Origin of the sequence: Sandaracinobacteroides sayramensis (assembly GCF_022014495.1) — a bacterium.
GTDB classification, from domain to species: domain Bacteria; phylum Pseudomonadota; class Alphaproteobacteria; order Sphingomonadales; family Sphingomonadaceae; genus Sandaracinobacteroides; species Sandaracinobacteroides sayramense.
In genome coordinates this window covers 263,904-281,114 of the sequence record NZ_JAKLSQ010000001.1, presented here as the reverse complement: position 1 = coordinate 281,114, position 17,211 = coordinate 263,904, and the positions used below count along the sequence as shown (strand labels likewise).

Sequence of the window (17,211 nt, the reverse complement as noted above, 5' to 3'; positions counted from 1 at the left end):
CCCGTTGACGAGGCGGTTATGATACATTATCACACATTCCCAACGACAATTGAGGCCTTGGGCACGTGAAACTTCACCATAAGGAAAGCGCTTCTCTCGACGGCACGTCTGCGCTGCTTTCCAGCCTGTGCCTCGTGCATTGCCTGCTGCTGCCGCTGGCGCTGGCGATCTCCCCCATGCTGGCGGTCGGGCTTGTGGACGAGCTGGTGCATGGCCCTGTCTGGATGCACTGGCTGCTGATCGCGCTTGCGGCGCCGGTCTCGGTCTATGCGCTCTGGCGCGGGGCGCACGCGCATGGCAATCGTTACCCTTGGTGGCTGGCGCTTGCCGGCTTCGCGTTGATGGCCGCGGGTGCGCTGGCCCATGGATTTGGCCCGATCGAATCGGCTTTGACGGTGACGGGCGGGCTTGTGGTCGCCTTCGCCCATTGGCGGAACTGGAAAGCCCGGCAGGTCTGATTCGCCCGGTTGAGCTTGTGCGCAGGGCTGCTGCTCTGTAGGCATCGCAGTCGTGAACGACACCTTCGACAAGCTGGTGGCCGAAGCCCCCTATGGCCGGGTGGAGCGACTGAGCCCGCTGGTGCGGCGGGTGCTGGCGCCCAACCCTTCCCCCTTCACCTTCACCGGCACCGGAACCTACATCGTCGGCAATGGCAAGATCGCCATCATCGACCCGGGCCCGGCCGACGAGGCGCATCTGGAGGCTGTCGCGGCGGCGGTCGAGGGGGAAGAAGTGACCCATCATCTGATCACCCACACCCATGTCGACCATTCCCCGGGCGCCGCGCCGCTGAAGGCGCGGCTGGGCGGCAAGGTCGCCGGCTGCGCGCCGCTCATCCTGTCGGACGATGGCCCGCGCGCCGACGCCGCCTTCGACCGGACCTATGCGCCGGACCAGGTGCTGGCGGACGGTGAGGCGCTTCAAGGCCCCGACTGGACTCTGAGGGCCGTGCACACGCCCGGACATACGTCCAACCATCTCTGCTTCGCGCTGGAGGAGGAGGGAATCCTGTTCTCCGGCGACCATGTGATGGGCTGGTCCACCACGGTCGTGGCGCCGCCGGACGGCGACATGGCGGCCTATATGCGCTCCCTGCAGCTTCTGCTGGAGCGGGGCGACAAGCGCTATTTCCCGACGCATGGCCCGGCGGTCGAGGAACCGCAGCGCTTCGTGCGCGGGCTGATCGCCCACCGCCGCCAGCGCGAGACGCAGATACTGAAGCTGCTGGCCGAAGGCGTGGCGAAAATCCCGGACATGGTCGCGCAGATGTATGCGCCCGTCGATCCGCGCCTCTGGCCGGCGGCCGAGCGCAGCGTGCTGGCGCATCTGATCGACCTCGAATCCCGCAGCCGCGTGCAGCGTGACGGAGAGAATTGGAAGCCATGCTGACGCTGAGACGTGTTTTCGCCTGGGTGGGGGTGATCGCGCTGGTGCTGGCGGCCCTGGCGCTCGCGGCTGGTCCGCAGCGCCGCTACGAGGCGTGTCGCGCGATCGGCCTTTGCAAGGATCGCGATTTCCTCGGCGCCATGCTGGTCTCCGTGCGCAAGCAGAACCGGCTGGTGGTGCTGACGGCGCGCCTCGTCGCCCCGGTCACCTCCGCCCGCGACACGACGCTCGGCCCGGTCACGGTCGCCACCACGCGGCAGACGGTGATCCTGCCGGCGCGCGTGGACTATTCCGTGGACCTCTCCGGCCTCGCCCAGTCCGACCTCGACTGGAATGCCGACACCCGGACGCTGACGGTGCGCCGCCCGCCGGTGGAAGCCGGCCCGCCCGTCATAGAATGGGAGCATGCGCAGACCTATTCCGACGGCAATATCGCCAGCCTGCTGACGGACGTGCAGCGGAACCTCGAAAAGGACAATCGCCAGAAGGCGCCAGCCCTGTTCAAGGGCCAGGCCGCCTCCCGCGACCTGATGCAGATGGCCGACAATTCCGCCGACGACGCCCTCGCCACCCTGTTCCGCGCGCCGCTGGTGGCGGCCGGGCATTCCAATCCCAAAGTGGTGGTGACGCGCTAGGCTCGGGACGGCGGGCTTCGGCTTGCTCCTTGCTATGATGCGAGCGCGCGCGCCATGATACTGTAATTGCGGAAGAAGTGGAGTTTTCGCTTCGTCAAGTCTATCCTCTGCCACGCTTCGATTTCCATCCAGCTGCTTGTGTGACGGCCGCTCGCCAGGCGGGGAGATGCTGGCGTGGCAAAGCCGACCAAGCGCCGTGGATGCGGCGGAGACCCGGTAGTGGGATTCTCTCCTGCGGGGCAATGAACTGCCCGGCTGCGGACCGCTGCGTTCGATAGCTGTCGCCGCGCTTCGTGAAACTCCGGGGACTACCCCAGATCGGGCATGCCGGCCCGGCGTTTGTCGTCTTCCCGGCGCATGGTCCACAGACGATGGCCAACGGATTGTGAACGCTTTTCCGCGACCCAGCGCTGCTCTTTCCCGAACAGCCGCAACCGACTGGCAGAGGCCGCCAGACGGACAAGCAAGCGATCGACGACGGGTGCCGCACGCATCCCCAGCGCGTCGCGGATCAGCGCCATCTCCTGCGCCGGATCCGGTGTCACGGCCGCTTTCAGCACGGCCAGATCCGGTCCGTCGATACGCTGCTCCGCAATCCGCATCAGCAGCGTATCCAGCATCGGGCGGGCGGCCTCTCCCGCATCCAGCAGGGCCGCGCCCGCCAGCAGGGCAGAGAAGGGTTCGAACCAGCTGCCTGAAACAAGGCCGGCCAGTTGCGGGTCGGCAAGGGGGTCGCGCCCTTGCGCCCGCGCGCGCTGAAACGCCTCGGCCTTCACCAGTCCCTGCAACGCCGTCCGCACATTGCCAGCCCGAAGCTCGGCTCTGCGCGGGAGGGCCATCTGCAGGATCGCCACCCCGCCGGTCTGCAGCCGGTCGCGCAGCACGAGCGTCACATGTTCGGCGAACACCGCGGTTGCCAGTTTGAACCCGCGCCGGGCCTCGCGGTCTGCGTCCTGCAATTCCAGCCACCAGGGGCCGGGGCCCGCCGCGAAACCAGCGGAAGAAAAGGCGGGCTCGCCGGGCGACGCCCGAAGCCGCGCGTCAAGGCCATCGTTCTTGCGGGCCATTTCCCACAGCCGCGCCCGCGGCAGCCTGGCACGGGGCGCAACGCTGCCGGGCTCCAAATCGGGCTCCAGGCGGGAATTCACCATCAGCACTTCAAGTCCGGTCGTTGAGGCAGGATCGGGAAGCAGGCCCAGTTGCAGCGCATCAAGGCTACCCGCCCGGCCCAATTGCCTGCCCGCAGAGGCAAGCAGCGCCGTGGTCGCAAGCGAAATGTCGAACAGTTCGCCCGCCGCCTCCGACGGCATGGCAAAGCCGTCTGCTGCCACGGGCCTTCCCATCCGCATGAGCATTTCGGCCGATGCGCTATCCGGCCGGCCCGGCTGCTCCAGTTCGACCCTCGTGGTGCGCCCTTTCTCCACCGCAACCGAGTGCTCGGCCGCCTGCCCTCCGGCGGCTTCTATCCGCACCCGATACAGACCGGGCGGCAAGGGATTCACGCCCGATTGCAGCACCGGATCCAGCATCGTCGCGCCGCTGTCGTGCAGGATGCTGATCCGGGGCAAGGGCACCAATTCCTCGATCTTCCGCCCGGCAAGGGTGAGCCGGATGCCCGTCGGTTCCGGGGCTGCGAGCTGAAACGCCCCGCCACGCACCGGATCGTCGGGCAGCAGCACGAAACGCTCCGAGAGGCCCGGCCCATAAACCGCCACGGCCTTCAGGCGCGGCATGGCGATGCAGCCGGGTGCGGAGGCTGCGAATGTCCAGCCCGAGGGCGCAAGTCTCAGGCGCACCTCCTGGCCGGGGCGTGTGCTGTGGCGCACTTCGTCGAACGATTGGTCGCGCCGCCCGACCAGCAGCACCGTGTCTGCCGCGGCTCCGCTTTCCGCGACGGCCACCAAAGCCACTTCCTCGGCGCCGAAAGTTTCGGCCCGGAAGGTCGCAAGCAGCGGGTCGCTGCCTCCGCTTGCCTCGCCCGACCGGCTGACGAGTTGCTGACGAGCGGCGGCATGGCTTGTCGCGACGGCGTTCGCGACATGGTCGACAAGCGCGTTCCAGCGCACGGCATAGCCGCCGGCGCCGTCGAACAGGTCGGGATCCCAGCGTTTTGCATCGCCGGCACCTTTCAGCCCTTCCACCAGATGTCGGGTGAACAGCCCGCGATTGCCCGTTTCCGCGGCCTTGCGCCCGACCGTCGTGGCGCGAAGCACATGTTCGCGAAGCACGGCCTCGTCGCCTCTTCTCGCATCGGCAAGCCGACCGAATTGCGCCGTGTCGGCATTTACGGCGGACCGGCAGCCGTCGATCCAGACCAGGCGCTCCGTGGCCGGAAAGGCACGCAGCGTCTGCAACAATGACTGCAATTCCAGCGCGCGCCGCCAGCGCCTGCCCGAAAAGCCCGCAAGCCCAAGCGCCTCCGCCTCATAGACTGGATTGGCCGAAATCGCCCCATGCCCGGAAAAACTGAAGATCAGGCGGGGAAAGCGCGCTTTCGCCTCTGCCGGCGCTTCGTAGTTCGCCAGCAGGTCGCAAAGCAGTTCGTCAAGCCCGTCGATGTCGGGCGTAAAAGCCCGGCATTGCGCGAGGGCCTCTGGCAGCGGCGGCGAGCGGTCGGTCGGGGCAAGCCCCAAGTGCAAGCGGTTCGCCGAAACCTCGCCCGATTGCAGCAGCCACAGCGCAATGTCGTGCGCATCGGCCACCGCGCCCCTGAGGCTGGCAAATTCGGGCTCATAGGCATCGATCCCGATGACAATCGCAAGAGACTGCGAGAGGGACCGGGGCAAGGCCCTTCAGCCGCCTTCAGATGTCCAGCCGGGCAACCGCGTCCTGGCGGGATGGCCCCAGCTTGTCCTTCACCGCCTGGCGAACGTCGTCATAGGCCGCACGGCTGAAGACCGCGTTACAAGCCCCGCCCCACAACTTCACTTCCTGCTTGCGCCATTTGATGAACAGGATCTTCTTCTTCCGCTCGCTCATCGTGAACTGATAAGCGCCGAGCCCCAGGTTGAGATCGCCGGCCGCCCCCTCCTCGACCGCGCCGAGCTGGAAATTGCCGACGCTGCCATCGGCCCCATAATGTTCGAACAGGCGGATGTAGCCATCGTCGTCCGACATGGACTTCATCGCATCGACGGCCGCCTTCATGACCACCAGCGCAGGCCCGGTGATGGCGGTCGCCAACAGGTCGAGCGCGACCTCGGCCACATCCACTTCGGCCTCGTCGATCGACCTGCGAGTCGGCGCCCAATTCCGGATGACCCAGCCCGTCAGCTCCAGCACGCGGATATATTCGATGTACCAGCCTTCGATGTTCGATTGCCGGTTGGCCTTCTTGTTGGCGGAGGCGGCCGCGATCTGCATCGAATAGAGGATATCCTCCTGCGTCTGGAGGGGGATGCCCTGGCTGAAGGCGACGACCGACGAGCCATTGACCGCAGCCGAGGCGGCGCCATCGGAAAAGTCTTTCGAACGCTGGATGCCGAAGTCGATCGCCGGCTCCAGCATCAGATCGAGGGCGTAGATTTGAGCGACCGACTCCGTTGTCATGATGATCCCCCTGCAAACCACGCCAGCATTCTTCCAAAAGGACCAGGACTTTTCAAGCGAGATCGAGGGGGCATTTAATACACTTTCCTTGCCCATTAACTTTTGATATTTTGCGATACTGACATCGGATCATGCCCGTGGGGCTTTTTCGGGCAGAGTGATCCTGCAGCGCTGTTGACACCGGCCGATCAGTCGGGGGGCAAATCATGGCAGACAAGCGCCGCACCGGTGGCAGGCGGGCCATCGGCGGGGGAATGGAGGGCAAAGGCAAAACGCGCCGGAAAGCGGCGGACGCTTCGGCGCGGATGCTGGACGACGATAAGCCGCCCGGCCGTTCGCCTTCCATCCTGGAGCTGGACGCCGACGCTTTCGGAGATCTGCTTCGCGCCGACGCGAGCAGCCGGCAGGGTGCCCGGCCAGCAGCCGAAGCCGCGCTGGACGCGCAACTGGCCGGAATGGTCCCGCCCGAGGAACTGGCCGCGCTGAAACAGCTGGCAGCGCAAAGCGACGTCCGCAGCCGGTCTGGCCCGCGGGTTCTGATCCTGCCGGGGATTCTCGGGTCGCAGCTGGCGGTCCGCAAGGGGGCCCGCTCCGACCTCATCTGGATAGATCCATGGGACATCGTGCACGGCAAGCTCGGCCGCATCGGGATGGACGCGACGGACGAGGTGTTTTCGCCGGGCGTTATCGGAATCAGCTATTGGCCGCTGCGCCAGCATCTGCGGCTGGCGGGGTTCAACGCGGACTTCCACCCCTTCGACTGGCGCCTCGACATCGGGACCCTTGCAGACAGGCTGCTGCAAAGCCTGGCGCAGGAACGCGGCCCGGTGATGCTGGTCGCGCACAGCATGGGGGGCCTTGTCGCCCGGGTCGCCCTTGGCCGGAACCGCGGGCCGGTGACGCGGCTCGTCACGCTCGGCAGCCCGCAGCACGGCTCGTTCGCGGTGACCAGGGCGTTCGACCAGTCGAGCGATGTCGTGCAGTGGCTGGACCGCGTCGACGGGACGCGCGATGCCCGCGGCCTCGCGCAGCTGTTCGCGGCTTTCCAGGGCCTGGTGGGGATGCTGCCCGACCCGGACATCCTGCGCACCCCGGATTTCACCTCCGCCGCCAATTGGCCGGCATCGATCGTCCGGCCATCGGCTCCGGCGCTTGCGGCTGCAAGGGCGTTGCGCGACAGCCTGCCGGCAAAGCTGCCGGGGGCGGAAACCATCGCCATCGTCGGCACCGGGCAATCGACAGCCGTCGGAGCGGCAACCACCAGCGCAACCGGTCGAATCGACTATTTCCCCGGCGACGGCGACGGCACCGTGCCAACTGCATCGGCCGCGTGGAAGGGCGCCGATCGCATCTGGTATGTGCAGGCCGAACATGCCCGGATGCCGCTCATGCCCTCGCTGGCGCGAGCGGTCACGGCCATTCTGAGGGGCCAGGCACCAGATCTCGACAGCTCTCCACCACCACCGACGGCCTATCGGATGGCGGCCCTCACCCAGGCGCTGCCCAGGCCCGATACGGCCATCGCCGACGAGGAGGCGCTGCTGCGGGCCATAAGTCCGTTCATCGCCACGGCGGCCGGCGAATCTGCCGCGAACATCGGGCAGCTGAAACCGAAGGATGCCGCCGCTCCCGCCCTGGCAGCCACGCCGCTTCCGCGCTTCCGCAAGGCAAGCCGCGCGCGCTTCTCGGTAGGGGCTGGCGCACCGCTCCGGCTGGAAATCCAGCTACGGCATGGCAATCTGCTGGACTGCGCGGCCGATTGCTTTGCCCTGGGCCTGTTCAACGGCATCGACCCCGCGGGCGCTGCGGCGGCTGTCGATGCAGAACTGGACGGCGCCTTGCGGCGCATGCTGCAGCATCGGATGTTTTCCGCCAATGTAGGGGAGGTCGGCATCCTTCCCAATGGCGGTCATCTGTTGCGGGCGCGCGCAGTCGCGTTCGTCGGGCTTGGAGCGCCTGCCAGCTTCGCCACCGAGACGATGGATGCGGTTGGCGCGAGCCTGATGCGCACCATGATCGCGGCCGGGCTCGACGAGATGGCAATGGTGCCTCTTGGAACCAGCACGGCGCACTGGACGGAAGACAGTTTCGGCCATCTGCTCCAGGGCTTCATCACCGCCTTCCGCGAGCAGCCCGGGAACCGCTTCCGCTCCGTCACCTTCTGCGACCACAACCCGGACCGAATCGCCGACATACGCGAATGGCTTCGCACCATCCTCACCTCGCAGCTCTGCGAGGAGATCGAACTGGTGGTGGAGGAGGGAACGCTTGTCGAGCGGCAGCGCTCGCCCGCGCGCCAGGCGATCAACCCGCGCGCCTATCTGTTCCTCACACAGCGCCCCGGAGAGCCCGGCACCGCTTTGGAAGACGAACGGCGAACCCATGCCGCGCTGATCCTGCCGCGGCCGACGGCCGCCGCCGCCGCATGGCAGCCCCAGCCTGCAAGCCCCCGGGCGATGGAAAGCTTGCTGGACGAACTGGATAGCGCGCGCCGGAGCCTGAAGGGGGTGCAGACCTTCGGCGCGAAGCTGGCCGAGATGGGGCTTCCGCCAGACGTGGGAACTACGCTGGCGGAGCTGGGAGATACGCATCTGGCCGTGGTGCATGGCGAGTATGATTCCCCCATCCCCTGGGAGACGCTGCATGTCGAGGGAGCCGCCCCGGCGCTGAAGGGCGGGCTCAGCCACCGCTATCTGGTGCCCAACCGCTCGATCGCCAAATGGAACGCCGCCCGCGAGAAGGACAGCCCGCTCAGGATCCTTCTGGTCGCCGACCCGACCACGGACCTGCCGGGGGCCATGCGCGAGGCCGATGCGCTTGTGGCCCTCGCGGCCGCCCAGCCGGGCAGCTTCCATCTGGTCAAGGAACTGCGCCAGGGCGCGGCAACATTGAACGCGGTTCTGCAGGCCCTTACGGAAGGCGGGATCGATGTGCTGCACTATGCCGGCCACGCTTATTTCGACAGGATCAACCGGAACGACGGGGGGTTGCAGCTTTCCGGCGGCCAGGTGTTCACGGGGCGACACGCGATGAACCTCGGGAAACTGCCCGCGCTGATCTTCTTCAACGCTTGCGAAGCGGCGCGCGTGCGCGGGGAAGAGGGTGCAACCACCATGCGTATGGCAGATCAGGCCATGGAACAGTCGAGCGTCGCCGAGGTTCTGCTGCGGAACGGGGTGGGCAATTTCGTCGGCACCTACTGGAAGGTGGGGGACAGCGCCGCCTGCATGTTCGCCAACAGCTTCTACCGCGCGGTCGCAGCGCATGAATCGCTGAACGCGGCGGTGCTTGCCGGGCGCCGGGCGCTGCTGGACGCCTCGCTGCCCGACTGGGCCAATTATGTCTTCTATGGCGACCCGGACTTCACCCTTCTGGAGCGGGAGTGACCGATGCCCGGCCAATATGTCCCCGACCCGGGCCCACCCGAGCAGGCAGACGCCGCCAGCGTGACTCTCTCTTATGGCCCCGGCGGAGACGGCTTCACGGGCAAGATCCTGTCGGTCCGGCTGCTCGACGGGCCGCCGCCGCTGATAGACTTCGACCTGCCCGTAGAGCCGGCCGGCGCTTGGCTGGAAGTTCATGCGCCTCAGGGCCGCGAGCCTGCCTTCCTGTTTCCGCTGCCAGACCCAAGGCTGGGGCATGAAGTGGGCGCGGAGGACGGAACGCTGACCCGTTCGGCCGAGGCGGGGCCGCGCACGGCCTCGTTCGAAGTGCCCTGGTACGGGCCGGGAACCCGTATCACCCTTCGTCTGGGGGATGGCGACAGGCTGGACAGCCGCTCCCGGGCGGGGGCTTTCACCCTGGAACTGATCCCGAACGAAGGCGAGCGCGGGCAGCACCGGGCGGTTCCGATCGCGCGCTGGGGGCATGACAATCCCCGCGCGCTGCTTCTGATCCTAATCGCCGAAGCGTTCACCAGCGCGGAGGCCGCGAAGTTCGATGCAGCGGCAGACGATTGTCTGCGGGCATTCGAGAGCCTGCCCAGCCTGCAGCCGCTGTTGCGCGCCCTGGCGCCCGTGAAGCTGCTGCTGCCGTCAAAGGCCAGCGGCATAAGCCACAAGGCCGGGAACACGCCCCTCGGGGCACGCTGGCGCAGCGCCGCTGCTGACGAGCGGGTGATTCTGGTCGACGAGCGCAAAGTCGGCAGGCAGGTATCGAATGTGGCCGGCCGGCGGCGGGCGCAGGCGATCGTGATCGTGAACAGCCCACGTTATGGCGGCTCGGGCGGGGCGAGCGCGGTCGTCAGCTGCGATCCGCAGTCCATGCAGGGCGTGCTGGTGCATGAGCTGGGACACAGCCTGTTCGGCCTTGCCGACGAATATTCCGCCGCCAGTGGCTATGAGAGCGACGGCGAGCCTGTCCTCCCCAATGTGTCGGGCCCCTTTACGCCAGCGACGCTGAAATGGGGCGATCTTGTGGCGCCGGGCACGCCTGTGCCCACGCCCGCCGACCAGCCGGATCACAAGGTGGGTGCCTATGAGGGCGCGATGTACAGCGACCATCTGCGCTATCGGCCTGCCTTCAGCTGCCGGATGCGCGATCTGAATGCGGATTTCTGCCCGGTCTGTGTCCGGGTGATCGAACGAAAGCTGACGCCGCACCTCTAAGGGGGGCCGAGCCTCGGCGAGCAGATATGTGGATGTCCTGACGCGGAGTTACTGAGCAACAGGGGGTGGCCTTGATCGTGACGGGGTACATGCTCGAAAATGGAACGGCTCTTGCAACCGGACTTCCCGCATGACCGCGGCTGCCGACGGCGATGGCAAGCAGCCGGCGCGTGCCGCGCCCGGCCGCTTCGTTCAATGGCTCAGGGTCTTCGCCATTGCCGCCTTCGTGCTGGGAGTCGGGGCCGCCATCAGCCTCTATGTCCGCGGCCAGGACTGGCTTTCGGCCGAACATGCCCGCAACTACCGCGCGCTCGACATCGTGGGCCAGACCTTGGAACAATGGCCCTCCTCGATGGAGAGCATCGCCCGGACGAACTTTCTGCCGGACCGGATCACCTTGCATCCCGATCCGCACGTGCGGGACCGCGGCGTCTTCCCGGCCACCGAGATTCACCACCCGGACCAAGGCATCATCCGGATCGGCTATCAGCTGAATGCTGCCGGAAATTGCACAAGGCGCGGCGATACCGATCGCAACCCCGATGGCCTTTATCGCGCGGTCTTCCGCTTCGAAAGCCGCCCCACCCTGCGCCTCGTCGGCGCCCTCCCCCTCGCCGACCTCTGGTATGACGACATGGCGGCAAGCAAATCCCTCGGCGATTTGCAGGCCTTCGACGACGACAATGCGCTCGAATTGCTGGAAGGAACAGTTCGCGACGAAAAAGCGCGCAAACATGTGCTGAAGAGCAGCACTGTCGTCTATTATGAGCTTTCAAAAGAGGAGCTGGAAGCAGCGGGCAAGGACAAACCCAAAGGCCGCTGGAAGCTGAGCGAGTCGAGGGACAAGCCAAAGCTGATCGATCCCGCCTGCCTCGTCCTCAATTTCACGGTCGAGCAGCCTGTCACCGATCTTGGCGCCATCGCCTCGAATGCGCCGAACATGGAGGCGGTGATGCTGATCGACACCAGCAACCGGGTGGTCGCCAATCTTGGCGGCCGTTCGCTTCCGGTGCTGGACGTGAAGGACATATTGCCGGTGCTCGGCAGGAATCAGGAAGAAGCGTTGCTGAAGGCGGTTTCCACCGTAGCCGGGAAGCCCGGAGTCGACCGCAGCAGCGACGACATCCGCCGCGAACGGGAAGAGGCCGTGCAGCGGGCCCTGCGCGCCGGCCGGCCACTGTCGGTGAATGTCGCCGGCGAATCCTATGTCGCCTATTTCCGGCCCCTGCGCTTTGCAGGCGCCTGGACGCTGGAGTCCTGCGGTGGAGGGGGAACGAACGGGGATGCCCGTGAAACCTCAAGGATAGCTGAGACCTCGAAGAAGTCTGACAATAACAGAGAGTCTTCGAGCCCGGACTCCTTGCAGGGCCGGAACGATGCCTGTCTTCTGGTGGGGCTGGTCCGGGCCGAGGATGTTCGTTCGCGCACGCTCGAGCTTTCGCGCGACACCGTGATGCTGGCCTCCCTGCTGCTGCTGATCGCCATCCTGCTGGTGCCGGTGGCCAAGCTTCGCTACCTGGGCCCTGCCGGAGACCTGCACCCTGCCGAAGTCGCCGCCGCCATCTTCGGGCTGCTGGCGGTCTCGGCGCTGCTGACCCTTCTCGCCCTGTTCTCGTTCGACCTGCTGCGAAGCCATGCCCGGGCGCAGGCCTCGCTTGCCGCCACCGCCGACAGGCTGGCCGAAGACTTCGAGCGGGAGCGAAAGGCGATCCTGTCGTTGCCGATTGCCGCTACCCGCGTCGCTTCGACAAGCCATCCCTGGGTTTCCCCGCATGTGAATCTTCCAGAGGGGAGCTGCCGGTTTCCCGATGGCGCGGATACCGGTTCGGGCGCGGCGAAACAGCTGTCAGCCGAGTATGTGGACCTCCTGCCAAGTCTGAAGGAAGGCTTCCGAACCGGAGCGGCCTGGCCGCTGCGCGAAGTGGTCGGCTTATACGGTCCGCTTGGCCGCGCCTTTCCCAACATGCCGGCCGTTGCCAACCGCTGCCATTCCGGCGCACGGGCCCGAATCGACGGCCGGCCCTATTTCCGCCAGGCCATGGCCGGAGAGATGAGTGGGGAGTTGCCCGGAAAGGACTACTCCCGCAAAATCCCCGGTCTGGATATCTCATGCAACTACACGATCGGCGCGGTTCGCTCCCAGGCCGATGGCGTGGCCAAACTGGCCTTTGCCATCCCGTTCGACGTCCGCGATGAGAAGCAGACGCGCAACGACGGGCAGGTCTCCCTCAAGCCATGCGAGTCCGCGCCTGGGGATGCGAAAACCGCATCGGAGGACGGAAGTGCCGATGCTGCGGCATCAGGCGGGCCCAAAAGCGGGGTCATTCTGGTAACGGCGGTCAGTCGCACATTGCTTGCGCCCACCTTGCCCCCCGAACAGCGCTTCGTCGTCGTCGACGCCTCCGATCCGAAGCTTGTCTATCTGTTCGGTTCGGACCCCAGCCGGATCGGGATCGACACGCTCGCCCGGGCAATCGACGGCCGCGGGACCGCCGAAATCCGCACGGCCTTCCACAGGACAGGGAAGACTAAGGAAGGCAGCCGCAGCTTCGTCGCCGATCACGGCGGAGAAGCGCATCTGTTTGCCGCTCGCCGCTTGCAAGGCACGCCCTGGGTTCTTCTGGTTCACCGCCCTGCGGCAGGCGTGGACACCCCGGTGGCCCAGACGGCCCTTCTGGCGGCCTTCGCCTGGTTCGGCCTCGCGCTGATCGCGGGCGCCGCGCTGGCGGGGGTGGCTGCCTTTCGCGGCAACAGTATCTGGACATGGCTGTGGCCGGTGCCGGGGAGTCGGCCGCGCGCGCAGGCCGCCGCACGGTGCGTCGGCCTTGTCTGCCTTGTGGGCTTGCTGGCGCTCATTCTGTCCTGGGTGGCGCCCTGTCCATCGTTGCGGCCTTGGCTCATCTGGCTTGCCGTTCTGTTGCCGCTGGCCGCTGCCGCCAGCGCATGGGCCAGCCTGATCGGGCGTTGGCCATCGGGCGCTGAAGGAACAAAGCCGCAAAAGGCGCTGCTACCGGACGACGAGCGCGCGCACATGCTGCTGCTGTGCGCTCTCCTCGTATCGCTTGGGCCCCTGCCGATGGCGGCATCCTGGAGCAGCGCCCGCCATGCCACCAACATGCAGATGATCGACAAGGAGGTCATCCATTACAAGCGTGCCTGGAACGAGTATGGGCGGGCCATACGCCGGCAGATGGAGGTTGTCGGCCTGACAGCGATTTCCGTGCCGGAAGACGCCCTATTGAAGGCCACCCGACTTGACGCTGTCTTGCCTCCTGCCTGGCCTGGCGCCGTCGGTCTGGCAGCAAAGCTGGTACCGGGCGATCCCGCCACCGAAGTTCCAGGCGGTTTCCTCGGCTGGCTTGCGGAAAGAACGGGTTTCGGCTCCACCAGCCTATCGCGGACAAAATGTAAGAAAGCGAAAGTGGAGAAGGCCAATATCAGTGTGTCGAAGGGGGACAAGACCAAAAGCAGTCCGGCGACGGCTGACAAGGCAAACCCCGGCAAATCCCCGCGAGCGAACCCTCCGGCCATCGAACCGAAGAACGAGGCCAACCCCAGTCCCGAGCGCTTCTGCGTGGCATCCGACAGCGCAAGCGCCGGCAAAATCGGCCTTGTAGGGCCCCTCAGCCTTCCGCCCGTCACCCTGAACTGGGGCGTGGTGAACTGGCCTGCAGCCGTAGGCGTGCTGCTCGGCCTGCTGGCGCTGCTGGCGCTCCTCGGCCGCAATCTCTCGGGGACCGCCCAGGCCTTGTTCGGGATCGGCGTGCCGCTGGAGGCGGTCGAGCATCCCCGCATCCAGCGCAAGGGTGGCAAGCTCGATCTTGCGGGAATGAGCGTCATTCTGAATGGCCAGGTCGGGATATTGCAGGAACTGGCGAGCGACGGCGAAGTGCTGGACCTCGGCGAAGAGCTATCCGGCAGCCGACGCCGGACCAGCTTTCCATTTCGCCAGGCGCTGCTCCAGGGCAAGACCGTCGTCGTCACCGGCCTCGACCTGGCGCTGAAACTGCCCTCCTTGCGCAAACAGGCATTGTCGATCCTCGAGAAACTGTCTGCCGCCAGAAATGCCCCGGGTGCGGGGCGGGTCGTGGTGATGACAGATCTGTCGCCGCTCGACCGAATTCTCCAGGCCTATGAGCGCGAGCTATCCGGCGAGGATGGCAAGGACATGTCGGTGAACCGCACCGAGCAGATGCGCTGGAGCCGGCTGTTCGAGGATTTCACCACCTATTCGCTCGAGCGGATACCGAAATATGAATGGAAAAAGGACATTCCAGCCTCTTATTGGGAGGCGCATCCCGAACTGCACGACAAGTGGGAGAAACTCTCCCCAAGCCAGCAAGAGGGCGTGCGCGCGCTGATCGGTGAAGTTCAGACGCTTCCGGTCTCGATCATCGACTCGCTCGTGGGGCGGTCGCTGGTTACGCTGGAAGAATGGGAACACTGGTCCCAATCCGAATATCCGGTATCCACCAAGGATCTGCAGAGCAAAATCCTCGATCCCGTTCTTGCCTGGGCGCTCGATGTGGCGCCAGCCTCACGGGAAGCGGCGATCGATTTTCTTCGTGGGCATCTGATCGAACATTATCAGCATCTCTGGGCGGCCTCCTCCCATGCCGAACGCATCCTGCTCGACAGCCTCGCCCACGGCCGGGTCGTGAACATCAAGGCGGCGCTGGCCATGCGCTCGCTGATCCGCCGCGGGCTGGTGCGCCTCGATCCTGCCCCGCAACTGGTCAACCAGAGTTTCCGGGCCTTCGTGCAGCAGGCCGAGCGGCCGGAAGCCATCGCCGAATGGAGACGCGAATTGCCCCGAGGCCTGTGGGACCGCGCCTCCAGGCTGATTGCGATCCTTGTGCCTGTCGCAATCCTGGTGCTGGTCGGCCTGGGCTGGGCGGCAGGGGTCGGGCTCGATCGGCTGATGCCGCTGATCCTGGGAGTCGGGCCAGCGATGTTCGCGGTCGGTTCGGGCCTTCGCCGGGCCTGAAAACTCCGCGCCGCAAGATGGATGCCTTTCGACAGCGGCCGCTGTGGTTATCCCGGCGATGGGAATGTGCATGGTGGACGGCATGGATAACTTCACCGGCAAGGCGGTGCTGACGGTCGGGAGCCGCAACGGGCCCAGGTGTGGCGGCGTTGCGAAAGACCTTGGCGCGTGAAGAAGCTGGACCCCGGGTCAAGCCCGGGGTGACGGGTAGAGGCGGCGGAGTTTGAGGGGGGCGAAGGCTCCTCATCGGCTACCTCAGCCTTTCGGCTTCGCCAGCAGATCCAGCACCGCCGTGGTCATGGTCGCGGCGCCGGTCTTGACCGCGGCTTCGCCGTCCACCTTGAACAGCGGCGAATGGTGGCCGGCGACCGGCGGTCCGCCCGCCTTGGCGGCGTCGATCGCCGCCTGCGGCGTGCCGCCCACATTATAGTAGACGCCCTTCACGCCCGGCCCGACGAGATAGGGGAAATCCTCGGCGCCCATGCCTTCGCGCGGCATGTCCCACAAAATCTTCTCGCCGAAATCCCGCGCGAAGGTCGCGCGCAGGCGGCGGGTGAGTTCCGCGTCGTTGACGTTCGGGATGGTGCCTTCCTCCACGCGCACATGGACGACCGGCAATTTGTCTTCCGGCAGGCCCCATTTGCGCCCGGTGTTGACGGAGATGCGCTTGATGCCCTCGATCAGCGCGTTGCGGGTCTCCACATCGTCGGCGCGCACGGTGACGGAAAGTTCCGCCTTGTCGGAAATGATATTGTGCTTGGAGCCGGCGTGAAAGGCGCCGACGGTGATGACGGCGGGCTTCAGCGGCGCGATGTCCCGGCCGATCATCCCTTGCAGGCCCTGCACGATCTCGGAGGCGATGAACACCGGGTCTTTCCCCAGATGCGGGCTGGCGCCATGCGCGCCGATTCCGGGCACGATGATGTCCACCGTGTCGGCGGCGGAATAGGTTACGCCTTCGGCCAGATTGACGGTGCCGGTGGGGACGCCGGCGGCCACATGCCAGCCCAGCGCATAGTCGGGCTTGCCGAAGCGGTCGTAGAGGCCCTCCGCCATCATCTTCTTGGCGCCGCCGACGATCTCCTCGGCCGGCTGCACGACGAAGACGACCGTGCCCGACCACTGGTCCTTCAGCGCCGCCAGTTGCCGGGCGGTGGCGACGAGGCCGGTGATGTGGGTGTCATGTCCGCAGGCGTGCATCACCGGCTGCTCAACGCCGGTGCGGTCCTTCTGCCGCACCCTGGAGGCATTGGCGAGGCCGGATTTCTCCTCGACGGGAAGCCCGTCCATGTCCGCGCGCAGCAGCACGACCGGGCCGGGGCCGTTCTTCAGCACGCCGACAACGCCGGTGCCGCCGACCTTCTCCGTCACCTGCACGCCCGGCACGGCCCGCAGTTCCTTCGCCATGCGCGCCGCCGTGTTCACTTCCACGAAGGAAAGTTCCGGATTGCGGTGGAAATGGTCGTAGAGGCTGGCGAGATGCGCCTTCCAGTCCGCGTCTATCGCCTTGGTGAGGGCGGCGGTGTCCGCCGCCGCAGGGGCGGCGGCCAGGATCGACGCCGCCAGAAGAAGTCCAGTCGCAAGTCCGCGCATGAGCGCCCCCTTTTATTGCCGTTCGGTGAAAGCTTAAGGGGCGGTTCGCCTTCAGTCCAGAGCCGCTTCGATCGCTTCCATGTCGTCGTCGGACAGGCCGAAATGATGCCCCACCTCGTGCACCAGCACATGGGTGACGATATTTTCCAGGCTGTCCTCGCCATGCGCCCATTCGTCGAGCATGGGGCGGCGGTAGAGATAGATGGTGGCGGGCATGCTGCCCGTCATTCCGGCGCCCGGGTCGCCGACATGATGGCCCCAATAGAGGCCGAGGATATCGAAAGGGCTTTCCAGCTCCATCGCCTCAATCACCTCCTCGTCGGGAAAGTCCTCCACCTTCAGGATCACTTCGGCGAGGTGGGTGCGGAAGAGATCGGGCAGCCGTTCGACGGCGGCTTGCGCGAGAGCCTGGATGTCGGCGAGAGAGGGTGCGTGGAGAGCCATGCGGCTCGGT

10 protein-coding genes are annotated in these 17,211 nt (G+C 66.3%); 6 read left to right on the top strand and 4 right to left on the bottom strand.

Annotated features, from left to right (window positions below; genetic code table 11):
• The first annotated feature begins 65 nt into the window (after positions 1-65).
• The 3 genes from L6Q21_RS01175 to L6Q21_RS01165 are packed head-to-tail and all read left to right on the top strand — an operon-like array spanning position 66 to position 2,021.
• Positions 66-458, top strand: a complete 393-nt coding sequence (locus L6Q21_RS01175) for a MerC domain-containing protein (protein WP_237828584.1) — start codon at positions 66-68, stop codon at positions 456-458.
• A 52-nt stretch (positions 459-510) separates the two neighbouring features.
• Positions 511-1,389, top strand: a complete 879-nt coding sequence (locus tag L6Q21_RS01170; protein ID WP_237828582.1) for an MBL fold metallo-hydrolase — start codon at positions 511-513, stop codon at positions 1,387-1,389.
• Positions 1,383-2,021 carry a DUF4230 domain-containing protein gene (locus tag L6Q21_RS01165; RefSeq protein ID WP_237828580.1) on the top strand — a complete coding sequence of 213 codons (639 nt, stop codon included), beginning with the start codon at positions 1,383-1,385 and terminating at the stop codon, positions 2,019-2,021. Before L6Q21_RS01170 ends, L6Q21_RS01165 begins: the two co-directional genes overlap by 7 nt.
• Positions 2,022-2,329: 308 nt before the next feature.
• Here the strand turns inward: L6Q21_RS01165 and L6Q21_RS01160 are convergent, their stop codons facing one another.
• Together L6Q21_RS01160 and L6Q21_RS01155 are read right to left on the bottom strand one after the other, a co-directional pair.
• Positions 2,330-4,807: a caspase family protein gene (locus L6Q21_RS01160; RefSeq protein ID WP_237828578.1), complete on the bottom strand. Its 2,478-nt coding sequence runs from the start codon at positions 4,805-4,807 to the stop codon at positions 2,330-2,332.
• 16 nt (positions 4,808-4,823) lie between these two features.
• Positions 4,824-5,570, bottom strand: coding sequence for a hypothetical protein (locus L6Q21_RS01155; protein ID WP_237828574.1), 747 nt, complete (start codon positions 5,568-5,570; stop codon positions 4,824-4,826).
• A gap of 206 nt (positions 5,571-5,776) precedes the next feature.
• Here L6Q21_RS01155 and L6Q21_RS01150 point away from each other — a divergent pair, with 206 nt between their 5' ends.
• The 3 genes from L6Q21_RS01150 to L6Q21_RS01140 all read left to right on the top strand — a co-directional run bounded on the left by L6Q21_RS01150 (position 5,777) and on the right by L6Q21_RS01140 (position 15,164).
• Positions 5,777-8,956 (top strand): CHAT domain-containing protein, encoded by a 3,180-nt coding sequence (locus L6Q21_RS01150; protein ID WP_237828573.1) that lies wholly within the window; start codon positions 5,777-5,779, stop codon positions 8,954-8,956.
• 3 nt (positions 8,957-8,959) lie between these two features.
• On the top strand, positions 8,960-10,177 hold the full coding sequence (locus tag L6Q21_RS01145) for a M64 family metallopeptidase (RefSeq protein WP_237828572.1): 1,218 nt from the start codon (positions 8,960-8,962) through the stop codon (positions 10,175-10,177).
• 352 nt (positions 10,178-10,529) lie between these two features.
• Positions 10,530-15,164 (top strand): hypothetical protein, encoded by a 4,635-nt coding sequence (locus tag L6Q21_RS01140; protein ID WP_237828569.1) that lies wholly within the window; start codon positions 10,530-10,532, stop codon positions 15,162-15,164.
• Between the two features lie 255 nt (positions 15,165-15,419).
• Here L6Q21_RS01140 and L6Q21_RS01135 read toward each other — a convergent pair whose 3' ends face one another.
• Positions 15,420-16,757, bottom strand: a complete 1,338-nt coding sequence (locus L6Q21_RS01135) for an amidohydrolase (RefSeq protein ID WP_237828565.1) — start codon at positions 16,755-16,757, stop codon at positions 15,420-15,422.
• A 51-nt stretch (positions 16,758-16,808) separates the two neighbouring features.
• Positions 16,809-17,201, bottom strand: a complete 393-nt coding sequence (locus L6Q21_RS01130) for a metallopeptidase family protein (protein ID WP_237828564.1) — start codon at positions 17,199-17,201, stop codon at positions 16,809-16,811.
• Positions 17,202-17,211 lie beyond the last annotated feature (10 nt).